General features: G+C 62.6%; 15 protein-coding genes and 1 pseudogene. 2 read left to right on the top strand and 14 right to left on the bottom strand.

What is annotated here, in order from left to right; genetic code table 11:
* Positions 1 to 190: 190 nt before the first annotated feature.
* From ACVWVY_RS24360 to ACVWVY_RS24315, 10 genes and pseudogenes are all read right to left on the bottom strand, one after another.
* On the bottom strand, positions 191 to 1,888 hold the full coding sequence (locus ACVWVY_RS24360; protein WP_456628750.1) for an arylsulfatase: 1,698 nt from the start codon (positions 1,886 to 1,888) through the stop codon (positions 191 to 193).
* Positions 1,889 to 1,971: 83 nt separating this feature from the next.
* The gene (locus ACVWVY_RS24355) at positions 1,972 to 3,366 is read right to left on the bottom strand and encodes a BatD family protein (protein WP_456628749.1); all 1,395 of its coding nucleotides are present in this window, start codon (positions 3,364 to 3,366) and stop codon (positions 1,972 to 1,974) included.
* Positions 3,363 to 4,886, bottom strand: coding sequence for a VWA domain-containing protein (locus tag ACVWVY_RS24350; RefSeq protein ID WP_456628748.1), 1,524 nt, complete (start codon positions 4,884 to 4,886; stop codon positions 3,363 to 3,365). Before ACVWVY_RS24350 ends, ACVWVY_RS24355 begins: the two co-directional genes overlap by 4 nt.
* On the bottom strand, positions 4,879 to 5,877 hold the full coding sequence (locus ACVWVY_RS24345; protein ID WP_456628747.1) for a VWA domain-containing protein: 999 nt from the start codon (positions 5,875 to 5,877) through the stop codon (positions 4,879 to 4,881). Before ACVWVY_RS24345 ends, ACVWVY_RS24350 begins: the two co-directional genes overlap by 8 nt.
* The gene (locus ACVWVY_RS24340; RefSeq protein WP_456628746.1) at positions 5,870 to 6,361 is read right to left on the bottom strand and encodes a DUF4381 domain-containing protein; all 492 of its coding nucleotides are present in this window, start codon (positions 6,359 to 6,361) and stop codon (positions 5,870 to 5,872) included. The genes ACVWVY_RS24345 and ACVWVY_RS24340 overlap by 8 nt, the downstream gene beginning before the upstream one ends.
* The gene (locus ACVWVY_RS24335; protein ID WP_456628745.1) at positions 6,354 to 7,337 is read right to left on the bottom strand and encodes a DUF58 domain-containing protein; all 984 of its coding nucleotides are present in this window, start codon (positions 7,335 to 7,337) and stop codon (positions 6,354 to 6,356) included. Before ACVWVY_RS24335 ends, ACVWVY_RS24340 begins: the two co-directional genes overlap by 8 nt.
* Positions 7,338 to 7,344: 7 nt before the next feature.
* Entirely contained in the window at positions 7,345 to 8,379 is a 1,035-nt protein-coding gene (locus ACVWVY_RS24330; protein ID WP_456628744.1) for an AAA family ATPase, read from the bottom strand.
* Between the two features lie 93 nt (positions 8,380 to 8,472).
* Positions 8,473 to 10,077, bottom strand: a complete 1,605-nt coding sequence (locus ACVWVY_RS24325; protein WP_456628743.1) for an arylsulfatase — start codon at positions 10,075 to 10,077, stop codon at positions 8,473 to 8,475.
* Between the two features lie 58 nt (positions 10,078 to 10,135).
* A pseudogene (locus tag ACVWVY_RS24320) lies at positions 10,136 to 11,111 on the bottom strand (formylglycine-generating enzyme family protein).
* A 32-nt stretch (positions 11,112 to 11,143) separates the two neighbouring features.
* Positions 11,144 to 11,653 (bottom strand): hypothetical protein, encoded by a 510-nt coding sequence (locus tag ACVWVY_RS24315; RefSeq protein WP_456628742.1) that lies wholly within the window; start codon positions 11,651 to 11,653, stop codon positions 11,144 to 11,146.
* Positions 11,654 to 11,995: 342 nt separating this feature from the next.
* Here ACVWVY_RS24315 and ACVWVY_RS24310 point away from each other — a divergent pair, with 342 nt between their 5' ends.
* Positions 11,996 to 12,973 (top strand): helix-turn-helix domain-containing protein, encoded by a 978-nt coding sequence (locus tag ACVWVY_RS24310; RefSeq protein ID WP_456628741.1) that lies wholly within the window; start codon positions 11,996 to 11,998, stop codon positions 12,971 to 12,973.
* Between the two features lie 138 nt (positions 12,974 to 13,111).
* On the opposite strand, the gene ACVWVY_RS24305 is transcribed toward ACVWVY_RS24310, so the two are convergent.
* Positions 13,112 to 13,291, bottom strand: a complete 180-nt coding sequence (locus ACVWVY_RS24305) for a hypothetical protein (RefSeq protein ID WP_057855515.1) — start codon at positions 13,289 to 13,291, stop codon at positions 13,112 to 13,114.
* A gap of 578 nt (positions 13,292 to 13,869) precedes the next feature.
* Entirely contained in the window at positions 13,870 to 14,457 is a 588-nt protein-coding gene (locus ACVWVY_RS24300) for a hypothetical protein (RefSeq protein ID WP_456628740.1), read from the bottom strand.
* Positions 14,458 to 14,924: 467 nt separating this feature from the next.
* On the opposite strand from ACVWVY_RS24300, the gene ACVWVY_RS24295 reads away from it, so the two are divergent.
* Positions 14,925 to 15,584: a peroxiredoxin gene (locus ACVWVY_RS24295; RefSeq protein ID WP_456628739.1), complete on the top strand. Its 660-nt coding sequence runs from the start codon at positions 14,925 to 14,927 to the stop codon at positions 15,582 to 15,584.
* Between the two features lie 120 nt (positions 15,585 to 15,704).
* Here the strand turns inward: ACVWVY_RS24295 and ACVWVY_RS24290 are convergent, their stop codons facing one another.
* Together ACVWVY_RS24290 and ACVWVY_RS24285 are read right to left on the bottom strand one after the other, a co-directional pair.
* Entirely contained in the window at positions 15,705 to 16,106 is a 402-nt protein-coding gene (locus ACVWVY_RS24290; protein WP_456628738.1) for a DUF2177 family protein, read from the bottom strand.
* A gap of 112 nt (positions 16,107 to 16,218) precedes the next feature.
* Positions 16,219 to 17,955 (bottom strand): methyl-accepting chemotaxis protein, encoded by a 1,737-nt coding sequence (locus ACVWVY_RS24285; RefSeq protein ID WP_456628737.1) that lies wholly within the window; start codon positions 17,953 to 17,955, stop codon positions 16,219 to 16,221.
* Positions 17,956 to 18,009: the final 54 nt, after the last annotated feature.

Genomic DNA, 18,009 nt, shown 5'->3' with positions numbered 1-18,009 from the left:
TGAAAAATTGATCAGGGCTCGAACGCGAAAACTTTCTTCCAGTCCTGCCTCATGTCCATGACGGTCCAGCCCGCGCGACGAAGTCGGTGATTGCCTTCTTCGCCGCGCCGTCATTCCAGGATGGCAAGGGGTCCGCCGGCTGCGCCACCGCGACAGCGATAGCCGCAAACTGTCAGTCCCTTGATCCGCACTACCGCGGCTTCATTCGCTCAAGTTCGTTGAGCCGTTTCAATGCCGCTTGCTGCCGGAGCAATCCATAGTTGATCCCGCCCGCATTCAGCGAACTGCCTTCCTGATAGGGGAACTGATCGAAATCGGAGAAGAATTCCTTGATCTTTCCCTGCACCGGCACGATCAGCCAGATATTTCGGGCGAGGAAGTCTATCGCTCCCCCTCCTTCCTCCAGGCCGCGCTCGTAGGGGTCCATGCGCAGATTCGCGATCAGCGACCATGCCGACACTTCGCGCGTTCCAGTCGCGATATTTCCCTTCGATGTGGCGAAGCTGAGCTTCCAGTCGTTCCACCGGATCGCATTGAGATTGCCCCCTTGATCGAAGTAGTAGATCGAATCGCGGGGCGGGGTCGGGGTTTCTCCCTTGAAGAAGGGCAGGAAGTTGTAGCCGTCGAGATGAACCCTGAAGCTCTTGCCGCCCGGGCCGGCAAATCCCGCCTTCATCTTTTCCTTGATGTCGGGAATCCCGGCCGCCGCGCACAGCGTCGGGAACCAGTCGATCAACGAGATCATCTCGTTGTATTGCGTTCCCGGCTTCACCACGCCGGGCCATCGCACCATCATCGGAATGCGGAAGCCGCCTTCCCATGTCGTGCCCTTCTCGCCGTGAAACGGCGTCATGGCGCCGTCGGGCCACAGAGCAATTTCAGCGCCATTGTCGGTCGTGTAAAGGACGATCGTGTTGTCGGCGATGCCGAGATCGTCGAGCTGCTGCAGCAACTCGCCGACCATCCCATCGTGCTCAACCATGCCGTCGGCGTGAATGCCCTTGCCGGTCTTGCCAAGCGACGACTTCTTCAAGTGGGTAAATATGTGCATTCGCGTCGAGTTGAACCAGACAAAAAACGGTCGATTTGCCCTCGCCTGCCGTCCGATGAAGTCCTTGGCAGCACCGAGGAACTCCTCGTCCACCGTCGGCATCCGCGCCGTGGTCAGGGGGCCCGTGTCTTCGATCTTTCCATCCGCGGATGCTTTCATGACGCCGCGGGGACCGAACTGCTTCCGGAAATTCGGATCTTTGGGGTAGAAGTAGCCTTCCGGCTCCTCTTCGGCGTTGAGGTGATAGAGATTGCCGAAGAACTCGTCGAAGCCGTGCTTGGTGGGCAGATGCTCGTCGCGGTCACCGAGATGGTTCTTGCCGAACTGGCCGGTGGCATAGCCTTGCGTCTTCATCACATCCGCAATCGTCGGCATCCAGTCCTGGATGCCGTGGGGATCGCCGGGCATGCCGATCGTGAGAAGACCCGTCCGGAACGGTTCCTGGCCGAGAATGAAGGAAGCGCGGCCGGCGGTGCAGCTCTGCTGACCATAGGAATCAGTGAAGATGGCTCCCTCCCGCGCGATGCGGTCGATGTTGGGCGTACGGTATCCCATCAAGCCCATCGTGTAGGCGCTGATCTGTGGAATGCCGATATCATCGCCGAAGATGACGAGGATGTTCGGCTTGCGGCCGGCCGCTGGTGCCGCGGGAGCTGGCGCCGCCGGGGCCGCCGCTGGCGCGGCCTTCTGGGCCTGCGCGAATGCCTGCGACGTCAACGTTGCCGCCGCGACGATAGATGATGAGCCGAGCAACACTGCCCGACGATCGATAGATACGTTGTCACCGTACTGGGAATCGGTAGCGGCGTGGTCGTCCGTTTTTGCCTCACTACTCATTCTACGCTCCTTGGGTGCTCAGGGTTACTCTTTCCATCGATCCGGACTTTGTGCTGTGCTCGATCTGTCTTCGTATGCTCCTTTCATCGGGCCGGCTTTCTGCGCCCATGGGTGGACGCGCCCCACGGTCCGACCGGGTTGAGTTGTTGGGGTAAGCGCATTTTGCCGCTGTGCCCTGCATGCGGCCGCAATCTTCGTCGCGCGGCACTCACGCGGTGCAGCAGTTGATGTCGCGACCAACGGCCCGTGCCGCGCTGTGCTGCAAACAGTTCAGTCTCGATCCCGTCTATCTCACGGTCCAGCGCGGGGTCCCCTGCAGCCACCTTGAAGGCTTCGACCGTGTGATCCGGGGTTGCCGCGCCAACATGCGGAAGCCAATCAAGCATCGCAAAATAGGCGGCCTTTGCATCGCGGTGCCGGACGGCATGGCGAAATCGATGGAAGGCGTATGCCTCGGATTGCAGATACGCTTGCCGTCGGCGGCGACGATAGACTGCGCCCCCTCTAACCGCTCCAGGCGCGATCCTGATAAGGCCGGCGATGACGAGGGTCGCAAGGAGTGCGAACGGCCAGTGGTCCGCGATGAGATCCACAATCCCTGCCCAGCTAAACCGCGCCTTCGGTGCGCTCGCGCCGGCCGCCTGCACAGCCGGATTGGCCGCGACCTGCATCGTCACCGCATCAAGATGGGCGGTATCGACGTGCTCTTCGCCTGCGTTCCACCAGCGGACATCGATCGCCGGCAGCACATAGTCGCCGGGTCGCTGCAGGATGTAGGTCGCGGAATCCGTCCGTGTCGCGGTCAGCGCATCGGTCCGTCCCTCGGTCTTGTCCTGCAGCGCCGGTTGCGCAGGGTAGATCGCAAGCCCATCGACCGTCGGAAATGTCACCGGCGGCAACAGCATCGCCGGCGTTTCGTCCGCCTGGATTGTCACGGTGCGGGTGATGGAATCCCCCACCTTGAGCTGCTCTGACGAACGCTCGACGGACTGTTCGATCCTTAGTCGGCTGGCAGCAACGTACGGGTTCAGGTCAGCCGCAGCGTCGGGAATGAAGGCGTCAAACGACATGCGCGGCAGCGAAAGCAGTTCTTCGCGCACGGCGGGGGGTTCTGCCGCGTATTTCACCTTCACCTTCTGATCCGAGATGACGAAGGCGCCGGGCTCCTGCGGATAGATCGCGAACTCGAAGCGTACGCCGGCATAGCTCGATCCGTTGCGCTGTTCGGAAAGATTGACGCTCTGCAATTGTCGCGTCACCGCGTTGCGGACCTGGAAGCCGGGCAGTTCCGGCGGCGAGGTCATGTAGTTCGGCGCCAGCACGTCGATCCGCAGCGTTGTCCTTTGCCCGACCACGACGCGAGGCGGATCGAGCGTTACTTGCAGGACTGGTGCGGGCGCAGCCGTTTGCTGCGCCGATGCGCCGCAGGGAGTTATCACCGCAAAAGCAATAAGCACGGTTGCGGCTGAGCGCTTCATGGCCGACTCCCGGCATTCGGCGCGCTGTTCGCCTGAATCGCGAATTTCAGCTTGAGGAAGTCCGCAGGCGTCGTCTGCACCGCGCGCATCCAGGCTTCCGCGGCGCCGGCCGTGGTGACGTCTTCCGGTTTGACCTGAATGCGCTTGCCGCCCTTCTGCTTGGGATCGACGCGCATCTCGTCCGCCTTCTGGTCCGGCGGCGCGCTGTCGTCCTGTTCCTGCTTGCGGCGTTTTTCCTCCTGCGCCTCGAAAAGAGCGACCACGATCGCGCGATTGGCTTTCGCCGCGAGATGAGCGGGCTGCGCCTTCAGCACTTCGTCATACGCCTTGATCGATCGCTCCCAGGCATGGTTCTGCGCCTCGGCATTGCCGAGCGCGAAGCGGCCCTCCACGGTGTCGACCTTGCGGAATTCCTGTGCCGCGGTCAGGAAATCGAGCGCGCGGTAGGCGGCGATCCCGCGCCACATCGGATCGGCAAAGCGTTGTGCCGCCGTGGTGTAATCGCCTCGATCGAACGCTATTCGTCCCTGCTGGTCGGGCGTCAGCCAGACGTCCACAAAGCGGTGCGGCTGCTCCAGCGCCCTTGCAGGCAAGGCCTGCACGGCGACGAACAACGTCACCACCCAGGCCACCGTCGTTCCGCGCCGGAACCAGAGCAGGCCAAGAAGCGCGAGCGGAAACATCAGCCAATAGCCTTCGTCGCGCCATTGCATGCCGAAAGCATCGCCTTGCGCCGCCTGGAAGCGGGTTTCGATCCGGCGCTCGATCGCCTGGATGTCGGAGCCATCAACGCTAACGCGCACGATATCGGAGCCGAGACCCATCCCTTCTCCTGATGGTGCAGGCGCTACCCTCAACATCGCGACGCCGTTGCGGCCGGCCGCCTGGCGGATTGCGGATTCATCAAGATCATCGGCCACGACAAGGATGGTGCCGGCAACTGGTTCGGCGGCCAAAAACTGCGTTGCCAGCGAAACCGCCGCCGTGACGTTCTTTCCGTCTTCCGGCATCAGGCCGGTCGCCAGCGCCGCAAGGAACGGCTCGATGACCGAGCTGTCGTCGGTCAGCGGCATCACGAGGTGAGCGGTGCCGGCATAGGCAATCAGTCCGCTGCGCGCGCCAGCGCGGGCGCCGAGCAAATCCTTGATCTTCTGCTTGGCGCGTTCGAGACGCGTCGGCGCGACATCTGCCTGATTCATCGACGTGCTCAAGGCGAGCACGATCATCAGCGGGGCCTTGTCCTCGACAAACGGCGGCAGTTCGCGTCGCCAGGTCGGCCCCGACAGGGCGGCAATGCCCAGCACCAAGCCGGCCGTTACGAGGTAAAGCGGGCTGACGCCGCGTCCCTGGCCAGGCTGCACGATCAGGTGCTGCAGGAGATGCGGCGCGATCACACCGCCCCATTGCGCTCGTGGGTTCTGCCGCCAATGCAGCATGCCGAAGATCGCCGCGACCGGGATCAGCGCGAGGAGCCACAGCGGCCGCAGCAGGTGGAACGGAATGGTGGCTGCGTCATGCATGACGAAGCGCTCCTTTCCGTTCCCGTTCGCCGGTCAGCCATAGGCCAAGCCATAGCGCCAACCCCAAAACGACCGCAGCGCCCAGCGGCCACTGGAACAGCGGCAGCTTCGGGCGCCACGACAACGTGTCGAGTTTGGCGGGCGCGAGCCGGTCGATGTCGGCATAGATCGCCTGCAACTGCGCGCCGTCCTCGGCGCGGAAGAAGCGGCCGCCTGTTGCTGCCGCCACGGATTGCAGCACGCCGAGATCGACGCGATTTTCGCCCGCGGCCGCGGGATCGCCGACACCGATCGTGTAGACTGCCATATCCTTCTGGCGCGCGATGTCGGCGGCGTGTTCGGGCGGCACGCGGCTCGCCGTGTCGTTGCCGTCGGTCAGCAGGATCAAAAGCTTCTGCTTTGCGCGGCTTCCCTCCAGCGTCTTGATCGCAAGCCCGATAGTGTCGCCAATCGCCGTCTGCTGTCCGGCCATGCCGACCTGGGCCTGGTCGAGCAGTTGCTGCGCGGTCTGCAGGTCCTGGGTGAACGGCACCTGCACATAGGCCCTGGTGCCGAACAGGATCAGCGCCACGCGGTCGCCGCGCCGCCGCGCGATGAAATCCTTGACGACCAGCTTGACGCCACCGAGACGAGTTAGCGTCACGCCGTCAGCGGCGCGAAAGTCGCGCTGCTCCATCGAGCCGGAAATATCGATCGCCAGGATGAGATCGCGGGCGGAAATCTCACGCGTCACGGCATCGCCGACCCATTGCGGCCGCGCCAACGCCACCACAATCAGGATCCAGATCAGGGTCGCGACGATCATCTGAACACGGCGCCGCTGCAGCACCACAGCGCCTCGCTGCGGGGTCTGCCCCGTGGCGGCCGCCAGCCGGTCGAAGAACGGGATCTGCACCGACGCCTGCCGCGCGCGGTATGGCGGCAGCAACCACCACGCCAGTATCGGCAGCGGCAGCAAGGCCAGCATCCATGGCCAGGCGAACTCAAACATGGTGCACCCTGATCCAGCGGTCGACGAGACCGCGCAACGCATCCAATTGATCGCGGCCCGGCGCGGTCTGTTGATAGGGAGCGCTGACGAGCCATCGTCCCACCCCCCGCGAGAATTCGTCCCCGCCATAGCTGCGGTCGAGAAATGCCAGCCACGCCGTTCCGGTTAGAGGAGCGACCGTCTCGCGCGGAAAAACGCCTAGTGCCGTACGCCGCACAAGCAGGGCGAGTTGAGCCGCCAAATAATCCGGCGCCGCCTCGGACGTCTGGCGCATTCGTTCCAGCTCCGAGAGCGCCTCGCGCCGGTACCGATTGGCGCGGTATCGATGCAAGAACCGCCAGGTCGCCAGCGCGCTCAGCACCACCACCAGCACGATCGCGATCCGCAACGGCCAGGTCTGCGGCCACAGGCTCACTTCCTGCGGGAGCGGAATATCGATCAAGCCCGCGAGCGGATCGCCCTGTCTGGTTTGCGCGTCAGCCAAGGCTTGCCCCCATCTGACTATGGCCGCCACGTTCGCTGCGGCTCTGCAGGCCACCGAGCAGGTGGCGAAGCTGTTGGGCGGTATCCTCGGCGGCACTCAGCGGCAGCACTGGGACGCCAAGTTCTCGCGTCCATGCAAACACGCCCTTGAGCCGTTCCTGCAAAGCTTGCGAGATGCTTTGCCGAACGCTTTCACTCCCCACTTCCAGATGGATTTGCAGTTCGCCGTCGGTCACGGTCATGCTGGCGGTGGCCGGCAGGTCGCTCTGCAGCGGATCGTGAACGAGCAGCGCCACGACGTCGTTGTGGCGGGCTATTGCTCCCACCATCTTGTGCGTCTCGTCATCGGCGCCATCGAAGTCGCTGATGATGATCACCGCCGCGTCGTGCAAGGCGCGCCGCTGTGCCTGTTCAATCGCCTTGTTCAGCATCGACGGCGATGCGGACAGGCCGCGGCCGACGCCGAGCGACCGGTTGGATGCAACGATTGCGGACAGGATCTGCAGCACCGTCGCCCGGCTGCGCCGCGGCCGGAACTCGGTCAACCCGCGATCGTCGAACACGATGGCGCCGACACGATCCCCCGCGCCAAGAACGCGCCACGCGCTGATCGCCGCGGCTTCCGCCGCTGTGACCGACTTCATCGACCGCTGGCTGCCGAAGAACATGGGTAGCCGCTGGTCCACGACCAGCAACGTCTGCCGGTCGCGCTCCTCGTTGAAGACACGGATGTGCGGCTTCCGCAACCGCGCGGTCACCTTCCAGTCGATCGAGCGGACATCGTCACCCGCGCGATAGTCACGGATTTCTTCAAAGTTCAGCCCGCGGCCCCGCATGCGTGACGCGAAGCGGCCGGACAACAGGCTGTGCACCGGCTGGCGCGGCAGGAAGGAGACCTTGCGTCCGCGGTATTCGAGCGCGAGCAGATCGTCGAGACTGACGTAGACACCCGGCGTATTGGCTGTCCCGTCGGTCATGATGCCCTCACGCGGCTGAAACAAGTTCGGTGATTTTGTCGATCACCTGGTCGGCGTTGATGCCCTGCGAGACCGCTTCGTAGCTCAGGATCAGCCGGTGGCGCAGACAGTCATGCATCACGGCGCGCACATGGTCGGGCGTGACGAATTCCTGGCCGTCGAGCCAGGCACGCACGCGGGCGCAACGATCCAGCGCAAGGCTGCCGCGCGGGCTGGCACCGACCTGGATCCATTTGCCGAGAGGCTCGCCGTACCGGCCAGGGAACCGCGTGGCGTAGATGATGTCGACGATATATTTCTGCGCCAGATCCGAGACGAAGACCCCGTCGATCTCGCCGCGCGCGTCCAGGATGGCCTGCTGCGGAACCGGCGCCGGTTCGGCGGCATGCTCCTTCGGCTTTTGCGCATTCTCCTCGCGGTTCAGCCTGATGATCTCGCCTTCCGTCGCCTCGTCCGGATAGGTGATGACGACATGCATCAGGAAGCGATCGAGCTGCGCCTCGGGGAGCGAATAAGTGCCCTCCTGCTCGATCGGGTTCTCGGTCGCCAGCACCATGAAGAGATCGGGCATCTTGTATGTCTTGCCGGCGACGGTGACCTGACGCTCTTCCATCGCCTCGAGCAGCGCCGATTGCACCTTGGCCGGCGCGCGATTGATTTCGTCGGCGAGCACCAAATTGGCGAAGATCGGCCCTTTCTGGAACTGGAACTGGCCACCCTTGTCGGTCTGCACGTAGATTTCCGCGCCGGTCACATCCGACGGCAGCAGGTCCGGCGTGAACTGCACGCGCGACAAATCCGCCGCCAGGTTTTTGGCGAGCGTCTTGACCGCGCGGGTCTTGGCAAGTCCCGGCAGGCTTTCAATCAGGAGATTGCCGTTGGCAAGCAATGCGATCAGCATGCTCTCGACCATGCGATCCTGGCCAAGCACGGATTTACCAATCCGTGCCTTCAGATCGAGCAATGCGTCCCGGGCCGCTGAACGCTTCGCATTTCCTGACGCTTTTGTGGTTTGCCGTGTGTTTGTGTCGAGATCGTTCATGTGTCTCGCCTTGAATTCCACCGGTCGCTACAGGCGGTGGCCGGTTCACTGCAATGCCCTGCGGCGTCGAGGCCGCAGGGCATTTGCCGAGCCTTACTTCGTGCCCGTCTTGTCCAGGTTCTTCATCAGCGAATCGACCATCTGGTCGATACTGAAGCTCGCGGAGCGCTGGCTCGGCGGATATTCCTTGAAGGTCTGCAGGAATGGAGTCACACGCCATACGCCGTATTGAATGAGGTAGGCGTTCTTGGCGAGCCAATCGTAATACTGGTCCGACACGACGTCGGCGCGTTCGAACGGGTCCATCCGCAGGTTGAAGACCTTTGGCGCGCGCAGGCATGTGAACGGATTGGCCCACACCACGAATCCGCCGGGCTGCCGTTGCTCGCAGAACACGATCTTCCAGTCTCCGTAGCGGTAGGAAACCACTTCGCCGTCATCGTTGAAGTAGAAGAATTCGTTACGCGACGATTTAGGCTGCTGACCGGTCAGGTACGGGAGCTGGTTGTAACCATCGAGGTGAACCTTGAAGGTCTTGCCGTCCAAATTGGCGCCCTTCGCGAGCCGATCCTTGATGTCGGTGTCGCCGGCCGCAGCCAGCAGCGTCGGGAACCAGTCGAGGCCTGAGACCATCTCATTGGATACCTCGCCGGCCTTGATGCGGCCGGGCCAGCGGATCATCGCGGGCACGCGGAACGCGCCTTCCCAGTTGGTATCCTTCTCGCTGCGGAACGGTGTGGTGGCCGCATCCGGCCATGACCACTGGTTTGGGCCGTTGTCGGTCGTGTAGACAACGATCGTGTTGTTACCGATGCCAAGGTCGTCGATCGCCTTCAGCAGCTTGCCGACGTCGCCGTCGTGCTCGATCATGCCATCGGCGTATTCGTTGCCGGGCATGCCGCTTTGTCCACGCATGGATTCGCGGACATGGGTGAATGCATGCATTCGCGTCGTATTCATCCAGGTGAAGAACGGCCTGTTCGCCCGCGCCTGCCGCTGCATGAAGTCGATCGCTGCGGCGGTGGTTTCGTCGTCCACCGTCTCCATGCGTTTCCGGTTGAGCGGCCCGGTGTCCTCGATCTTGCCGTCCGCGGAGGCCTTCAGCACGCCGCGCGGCGAGTTAGCCTTGACGAACGCCGCATCGTTCTTGGGGTAATAGGGCCGTTCGGGCTCTTCTTCTGCGTTGAGATGATAGAGATTGCCGAAGAACTCGTCGAAGCCATGTTTGGTCGGCAGGTACTCGTCGCGGTCGCCAAGATGGTTCTTGCCGAACTGCCCCGTCGCATAGCCAAGCGGCTTGAGCGCCTGGGCGATCGTGATGTCACGATCCTGCAAGCCGACCGCAGCACCGGGGATACCGACCTTGCAAAGCCCAGTACGCAGGCAGACCTGTCCGGTAATGAAGGTCGAGCGGCCGGCCGTGCAGCTGTTCTCCGCATAATAGTCGGTGAAGATCATACCCTCATTGGCGATGCGATCGATGTTGGGTGTCTTGTAGCCGACTACTCCGCGCGTATAGGCGCTGATGTTGGACTGGCCGACGTCGTCACCGAAGATCACGAGGATGTTTGGCTTCGCCGTGTTCGGCTGCTGGGCAAAAGCAGGCGACCGCACGAGCGGCGAAAGACTCGTTGCTACAAGTGCGGCAGCGAACAAGGTGCGAAGCAAGGCTCTGGGCTTTGGCTTGACGTCACTCATTCCACACTCCCTGCGCTTAAAAAGTATATTCGTGATGGCCTATCAGTGGGTGCGCGCATCACGCACTGAAGGCCCTCCTGACGCATCTGAACCCGACGTGGCTGGTCGAGGTATCGACCGGCTCCGCATGGCGCGCGGCCGGGCGATAGCGGCGGCAATAGTTCGGCGCGCAGAGGTGCGAGCCGCCTTTCAATACTTTTCGCGGGATGCGGATGTTAGGTTGACATGGATCAAGGCTCGCAACCTCGGGACCGCCGCGCGGATTTTGCGGAACGCAGCAGGCCTTTTGGCGCATCGGCTTCGTGCTTCTGCGACCACCAGTCCGACGTCCATTCCCAGACATTGCCGATCATGTCGTGGACGCCGTAGCCGTTTGGCGGGAACGCCGTCACCGGTGAGGTGCGCTCATAACCGTCTTCACTCAAGTTCTCGATCGGGAAGTTGCCCTGCCAGGTGTTCGCCATATGCTTGCCGCCGGGGGCAAGCGCGCTCCCCCAGGCGAACTCTTCGCCCTCAAGCCCGCCACGCGCGGCAAATTCCCATTCGGCTTCGGTCGGCAGATCCTTGCCGGCCCATTTCGCGTAAGCCAGTGCATCGGCAAAGGACACGTGCACGACAGGATGGGCGTCCAGCACGTTGATGTTACTTTTCGGCCCGTAGGGATGCCGCCAGTCGGCGCCCTTCATGAAGGTCCACCACTGGCTCCAGTCTCTGAGATCGGTGACGCGGCGCGGCGGCGAAAACACCAGCGAGCCCGCATAGATCATGTGCGGCAGCGCGCCGGGATAGTCCCTGGGGTCTGGCGGAACCTGCGCGGTCGTGACGTGACCGGTCGCCTTCACGAATTCCTTGAACTGCAGGTTTGTTACCGGCGTGCGGTCGATCCAGAAGCTATCGACCGACACGCCGTGTGACGGCGCCTCTTCGGGATAGTGATGGTCGGATCCCATGCGGAACGTGCCGCCGGCAATAAAGACCATCCCGCCGGTTTCGGTCGCGTCTGGTAGGTGCTGTTCCGTTTCAGCCTGCGACATCGCGATCTCCCCCGCGTGGGTTGGGTTCCGCCCTACTGGCAGTAGTCCCAGAACCCCTGCGTGCGGGAAGGATCGGTGTAATACCAGCACATGCCCGGCGCCGGTGCTGCGCCTGCCCATGCGGCCGCCGTTGCGGCCGTGACAACGCCAATCGCTGCGCCGGCCGCAATCGCGCCGCCCCGCGGCCAGCCATATGTAGCAGGCCGCGCCCAGCGGACGCCGCCGCCACGATATCCCGGCCGCACCACCGCAGCGCCGCGCACGGCAGGGCCGCGCACCACCGTCCTGCTCCGATAGGCCGCCGCATTGCCGCGCGGTCCAACCACGACGCCGCCGCGGCGCGCAACAGCACGAATTTCGACGACGTCGCCGGTCGCTGCCTCCTTGCCCTGGGATGCCAGTGCAGCGCTCCCCATGGAGCTCAGGGCGGATGATGGGGTGGGAGACGCAGCAATCCCGCCGATACTTAGTATGGCGACTAGTGCGATCGAATTGAGCGATTGACGTATCCGGCGGGCAAGAATGGTTGTTATCGGCAGCATGGTCAGCTCCCTTCGTTACTCTCTCGCTGCGCACCCGATGCAGCGTTACATCAGTCCTCTTGTCCTATTTTTGGCGAGTGATTGGCGGCGTTCGACCGCTTCTATTTATCGTTACATTTCAAGCATAAGCGAAATTTTCCCGCCTGTGACGTTCAGTTTGTGCCAAATGTTCGTCTTGCTGGCCTATCGCCGCCACCTTTAAGACAAATGCCGCCGGTTCGCGACGCATTGCCGCATTTGTCCGGCAGAATCGGCTTTGATGGGTGGCATTTTGGCGTCACAATCACGCTGCGAAGAATATGAGGCTTTACAGAAGCTTGGTCCGAAGACGAGGCAGGCGCGATGGGGCAGTTCGCAGCGCTACGCACGCAGAAGATCGAAGGCTTCGAGGAACTCAAGGAAGTCGTCGTCGGCACGCGCCGTGAGATCGTTCAGCTTGAACGCGGAAAGATCAAGGGCGAGATCGCGCACGCCGTAATCGGCGATTTGCCGATCGACACCGCAAGCTTCAATCTCGGTATCAGGACGAAGGGCGGATCGCACAGGGATCGCATCGGGATCGGATTGCTCGCCGCCAGCGCCAACCACGTCGTGCGCTTGTCCTATGAGTCCCGTCCCGGCGACGTGCTGGTGTTGCAGCCCGGTTGCGAGCACGAGAACAGGTATTATGGCGGCGCTTCCATGATCATTGTGATGGCATCGGAAGGCGACATCGAGTCATCGTATGGCACGGAAGCCCGGATGTGCGATCCAACTTGCTGGTGGAGAAATCACTACAAGGGCGATGGCGAGATGGTGACAAGCGTCATTCCGCACCTGCGGTCGCTGCTTGGTCGGCTCCGCAACCTGTCGCTGACGGCAGAGGCTACAGAGTTCTGGAAGCGGGCGGTGATCGAAGCCGTCACCGCCAACGTCGTGGCGGGGATGCCCTCGGAGCGCGATGGCCCGCTTCCTTCTGCGCTGAAGATCGTGCGACAGGTCGAGGAATATCTGGACGCGCGGCCCAGCGAACCTATCCACATTTCCGAGATTTGCAGCCACCTCCACGCGCCGCGACGTACGCTGCATCGCGCGTTTCACGAGGCGCTCGGGACCGGCCCGATCGCTTTCCTTCGCCACCGCCGGCTGTGTGCCACCCACACCGCGCTGCGCGCGCCAGAAGACATCCGGACGATCGCGGATATCGCGATGCACTTTGGATTCCAGAATCTCGGCCGGTTTGCCGGCTACTACCATCAATTGTTTGGCGAGTACCCGTCCCAAACGCGGCAGCGGCATCGGCCACAGCCTGGTCTGCCACAGCGGCAAATCAGCGGATGAGTGCAGCGACATCCGGGACTCGTCACCAACTACGTTCCCGCATGTCGAGGGCCTGTCACGGGCCCGCCATGCTCGGGATCGATGCCGAAGGCCGCAAACAGAAAACGGCGGGGAAATAACCCCGCCGCATGTATCTGACTATCCGATGAGCCATAGCCCCTTGTGGATGTCGAACTTTACCAGACCTTCGTCGCGCATCTTGAGAAGCAGGGATTGGCAGGCTTCCTCATTCGGGAGATTGGCACGCCGCATGAGCTGGTAGGCCTTGAGCGGCTTCTCGCGAAGCGCGTTCAGGATATTCTCGCGATCTTTCAGCATAACAGCTCCTGCAACCCCAAACCGGCGTTCATGATGATCTGCTCAGGCCATGACGAGTGTGATCTGGCCGTCTTCAAAGCTTTCCGCCGCGAGCGCGTCGCGCGCCCCCTTTTCGATAACAGGCCAGCCGCGCCTGGGTCCGTTTCTTAAAGCTTGCGAATGGCGGCGAGCGGCCGACTAGGACTGATCGTCCTTGGCCTTTGGAGAGCGTTTCGGCCTGTCATCCGCGATTGGCTGCGTGTTGCGGACCGCCTCGGCCAGCATCAGGCGCAACTCATCCTTTGTCTTCGGCGGTTGCCGCGTGGTCGACGATTTCCATTGTACCATGAAGGCCATATGGGGATGCCGGAGCGGGAATTAAACCCCCGGACGCCAAGAACTTTGTTCCGGGCCACCCAGTTCGCAGGGTGGGCAAAGGCAAGAATGCGGCGTTGTGGCCTCGTAGGACGGGTGGAGCGAACCGATACCCATCGCCCCCCTGCATCGGCATGGGTATCCCTTCGCGTCACCCATCCTGCAAAACAAAAGCGGCGGGGAGTAACCCCCGCCGCCTGGAATTTAACGATCGCCGGATGAACCTACAGCATCCCCATATCCAGCATGCCCGGCAATTGGGCGAGCGGCAGTGCTGCGGCGCCGATCAGGGTTGCGACCAGCGCCGTGAGCCGATGGTTGATGCGACGCTTGCCGCGCATCTGGCTGGCAAGCCATTCCAGCACCTTGGTATCGATCTTGGCGGCCTGCGTCGGCGCCCAGCTCTCGATCTCGGTATCGGGCGACAGCGCAACCGTGCGCGGCGGCACCGGCAGGCCGGACTCGGACGCCGCATGATGGGCGACCGCCTTGGCCAGCAGATCGTCGAAACGTCCGTCGTCGCTACGCTCGGCGGCGGCATCGTTGATTTCGAACAGCGCCTCGACCTCGGCGCGGCTCACGGGCTGATGCTCGACCGCGCTCACTGTCAGGAAGCGCGCGCACCAGGCGGCGTCGTCGGCATCAAGCGCGCGGGAAAAATGAATGCGGCCTTTGGTCGTCGGCCCCTCGCCGGTGATCACGCCGTCGCGCACGATGGTGAGCGCGTGGGCCGCGGTCTTGCGGCAGGACGGTTGGGGAACCTCGGAGGCCTCAGAGGCCTCGTCAATGGTCTTGGCAGTTGCGGCAGACATAGTTGCACTTCTCAATTTCTTGTTTTTCAGCTCCCAGCATTTCCATACGGGGAATGAACGAGCGGTTAACGATTCGAAACTGGCATTTCGAGATTTTTAGATGGTTGCCAATTGGTCGCTGTGACATCGATCACGGTTCAGGCCAGGGCACCCGGCTGCAAAGCGGCCCGGCGTGATGCGGGCGATAAAAGGCAATATCGGGGCAGAGCGGGCAGAAAAGTGGTACAGCTTTGAAAAGATTGCGATCAAACAAAAAGATAGCGCCAGAACCTGACGCATCTCCGTCGAATGCGGGAGCCGGCGGGTTCTTTTCGTCGCAGAGGCGCGGATCAAAAGAAGATGCTAGGAGTTCCGGGCGTGCGGAGAAGGATCTCACCTTTTGCGCTAACCCGTTCACTTAACCGCTTCAGCCTCCTATAATCTTAAAGACGAATTCTCCTGTAACTTTAATGACATGAGGTGAAACCATGGCACTCCAGATTGGCGCAACCGCCCCCGATTTCGAAGCCCAGACCACCGAGGGAAAAATCAATTTCCACGACTGGATCGGCAGTAGCTGGGCGCTTTTGTTCTCGCACCCGAAGGATTTCACGCCGGTTTGCACCACCGAACTCGGCGCTCTCGCGAAGTTGAAGCCGGAATTCGACAAGCGCGGCGTCAAGCTGATGGGCTTGAGTGTCGATCCCGTCGACAGGCACGCGAAGTGGTCCGAGGACATCAAGGAGACGCAAGGCGCGGCGCCGAACTATCCGATGATCGGCGACATCGACTTCAACGTCTCCAAGCTCTACGACATGCTGCCGGCCTCCACCTCGGGCGATCCGCTCACGCGCACGCCCGCCGACAACCAGACCGTCCGCAACGTCTTCATCATCGGACCGGACAAGAAGATCAAGCTGGTGCTGGTCTATCCGATGACCACGGGGCGCAATTTTGCGGAAATCCTGCGCGTCATCGACTCCCTGCAGATGACGGCCAAGCATCGCGTCGCGACGCCGGCGGACTGGAAACAGGGCGAGGACGTCATCATCGCGGGCTCCGTTTCCGACGACGAGGCGAAGACGATCTATCCGCAGGGCTGGAAGTCGCCGAAGCCCTACATCCGGATCGTGCCGCAGCCGAAGTGACGGTTAGGACGCTTCGTAGGGTGGGCAAAGCGCAGCGTGCCCACCACTACTTGCGTCACTCTTGATGGTGGGCACGGCGCAAGTGCCCCTTTGCCCACCCTGCGGAATCGGCGCAACAATTCACCCCTTCGCTGCAACCCAATTCGCGACGAGCAATCCGGCGGTCGATGAGACCGCCGTCGCGAATGAACCCCAGGCGATGTCGACGATCGCGACTGGCCAGCTCCAGTGCTTGAGCAGCGCCAGCGAGGTCAGGTCGAAGGTCGCATAGCAAAAGAAGCCGAACAACGCGCCATAGAGCAGCGTCGATTGCCAGGTAGCGCCCTGCCCGCCGCTGACGAAGACCACGGTGCCCACGACATAGAGCAGATAGAACAGGATCGCCGGCGCGAGCTTGATCTCGCCCAGCATGTTGCCGACCTGCGAGGTGAAGAAGTCCTTGGCGACGACGCCAAGGAACAGAAAATCGAGGGGGACGATGACGAGCAGCGTCACCAGATAGAGCGCAGCGTACCGGTTCACGGAAGCCCTCCAGCCCGGGAAACGAGGGGCAATCATTCGCAGTATGGAGAAACTACGAATCCGGAGGCTTCTGGTTTCACGGCCGACGGGCTCCGCCGCCGTGGCGTTTCCATCAGGCGGCGCGGACGCGATCGAGGAACTTTTCGACCTCGGCCTTCAGCTGCAGGCTCTCGCTCGACAGATTTTGCGCGGACGCAAACATCCGGCTCGACGTCTCGCCGGTCTCGTCGGCGCCCTGCGCGGCATTGCGGATGTTGGCCGCGACATCAGCCGTTCCGCTGGCGGCGGCGCGAACGCTCTGGGCGATGTTCTGCGTAGCGCCGCGCTGCTGCTCGACTGCCGCCGAAATCGAGGTGGCGATATCGCTGATGCGTTCGATGGTCTGGCCGATCGCCTTGATGGCGCTGACCGACTCTTCAGTCGCAAGCTGCATGTTGCCGATCTGGCTGGAGATCTCTTCCGTCGCCTTCGCGGTCTGACCGGCGAGGCTCTTGACCTCTTGCGCCACCACGGCAAAGCCGCGGCCGGCGTCACCTGCCCGCGCCGCCTCGATGGTGGCATTGAGCGCCAGCAAATTGGTCTGCTCGGCAATCGAGGTGATCAATTTCACCACGTCGCCGATCCGCGCGCCTGCTTCCGACAATTCGTTGATGCGCTGGTCGGTGGCGGCCGCCTGCTTGACGGCATCGGCCGCGATCCCGTTCGATTCCTGGACCCTGCGGGTGATTTCCGCAATCGAGCTGGAAAGTTCGTCGGACGCGGTCGCCGCGGTGCGGACATGCTCGGAGGCGGTCTCGGAAGCACCGGCCGACTTGCCGGAGAGCCCGGCGGTGGTCCGCGCGGTCTCGGTGAGCTGCCGCGCGACACGCTCGAATTCGCTGGAAGAGCTCAGCACCTTGTCGAGGATGCTGCCGACGCTGGTCTGGAACTCGTCGACGAAGCCGCGCAGTTCAGTCTTGCGCTGCTCACCCGCGGCTACGGCGGCCGCGGTCTGCTCGTCGCGCATGCGGCGGCGCTCGACCGAATTGTTCTTGAAGACGGCAAGGGTACGCGCAATCTCGCCTATCTCGTCCATGCGATCGTCGCAGTTGATCTCGACATCGGCGTTGCCGTTGGCGATAGCGGTGAGCGAAGCCGCAACCGACGACAGCGGCTTGGTCACCCGCCGCACCAGCACCATGGTCAGCATCATCACGAGCAGCGCCGCGATGCCGGCGGCGATGGCCATATTCTGGATGGCATGCGACAGCATGGTCTCGTAGTGAGCCATGGGAATGCCGACATAGAGCAGTCCGATCACCTTGCCGGCCGAGTTCACGATTGGATAGTACGCCGTCATGAACGTCTTGCCGAACAGCGTCGCCGGCCCCTTGTAGGCCTCGCCGCGACGCACGACCGCCTGCCCCGGATGGTCGGGGGCGAGCTGGGTGCCGACGGCGCGGTCGCCGTTCTCTTTCTTCACGTTGGTGGTGCGGCGGACGAACTGGTTGCTGGCCTCGTCATAGACGAACAGCGTCGCGTTGCCGCCGGTGTAGCCAACCGCACGATCAACGATCGCGTGATCCTTGAACTCGGGCATCTTGGGAATTTCGGCGCGGGCGACGGCCCCGTCCTTCATCGTGATCTTGGCGTCGCTGTAGGTCTCGGCAAACGCCAGGCCCAGCGTGCGCAGATTGACCTCGATGTCCCGGAGCGCCCGGTCGCCGAATTCTGATGTCAGCGACCAATGGGCCGCACCTACAACCAGCGCGGTATTTACTGCAATCAGGAGGATGGCAGAGATGACAGCCTTGGTACCGAGCCGGAGCTTCAGCGCCGGCAGGAACTTTCCAATGGATCGCGTGGTCATAACGAAGAATCCCCCAAAATCGGGCTCAATCTGCCCCGTTTTGCTTACGATCGC

The sequence above is a fragment of the Bradyrhizobium sp. URHC0002 genome (genome assembly GCF_054059515.1).
This window is presented reverse-complemented; position numbering and strand designations above follow the sequence as displayed.

Coding starts and splice junctions, on each gene's coding strand:
- ACVWVY_RS24285 (WP_456628737.1), bottom strand. CDS start 17,955: ATGACCACGCGATCCATTGGAAAGTTCCTGCCGGCGCTGAAGCTCCGG.
- ACVWVY_RS24315 (WP_456628742.1), bottom strand. CDS start 11,653: ATGCTGCCGATAACAACCATTCTTGCCCGCCGGATACGTCAATCGCTC.
- ACVWVY_RS24295 (WP_456628739.1), top strand. CDS start 14,925: ATGGCACTCCAGATTGGCGCAACCGCCCCCGATTTCGAAGCCCAGACC.
- ACVWVY_RS24350 (WP_456628748.1), bottom strand. CDS start 4,886: ATGCATGACGCAGCCACCATTCCGTTCCACCTGCTGCGGCCGCTGTGG.
- ACVWVY_RS24305 (WP_057855515.1), bottom strand. CDS start 13,291: ATGCTGAAAGATCGCGAGAATATCCTGAACGCGCTTCGCGAGAAGCCG.
- ACVWVY_RS24325 (WP_456628743.1), bottom strand. CDS start 10,077: ATGAGTGACGTCAAGCCAAAGCCCAGAGCCTTGCTTCGCACCTTGTTC.
- ACVWVY_RS24345 (WP_456628747.1), bottom strand. CDS start 5,877: ATGTTTGAGTTCGCCTGGCCATGGATGCTGGCCTTGCTGCCGCTGCCG.
- ACVWVY_RS24310 (WP_456628741.1), top strand. CDS start 11,996: ATGGGGCAGTTCGCAGCGCTACGCACGCAGAAGATCGAAGGCTTCGAG.
- ACVWVY_RS24330 (WP_456628744.1), bottom strand. CDS start 8,379: ATGAACGATCTCGACACAAACACACGGCAAACCACAAAAGCGTCAGGA.
- ACVWVY_RS24335 (WP_456628745.1), bottom strand. CDS start 7,337: ATGACCGACGGGACAGCCAATACGCCGGGTGTCTACGTCAGTCTCGAC.
- ACVWVY_RS24360 (WP_456628750.1), bottom strand. CDS start 1,888: ATGAGTAGTGAGGCAAAAACGGACGACCACGCCGCTACCGATTCCCAG.
- ACVWVY_RS24355 (WP_456628749.1), bottom strand. CDS start 3,366: ATGAAGCGCTCAGCCGCAACCGTGCTTATTGCTTTTGCGGTGATAACT.
- ACVWVY_RS24300 (WP_456628740.1), bottom strand. CDS start 14,457: ATGTCTGCCGCAACTGCCAAGACCATTGACGAGGCCTCTGAGGCCTCC.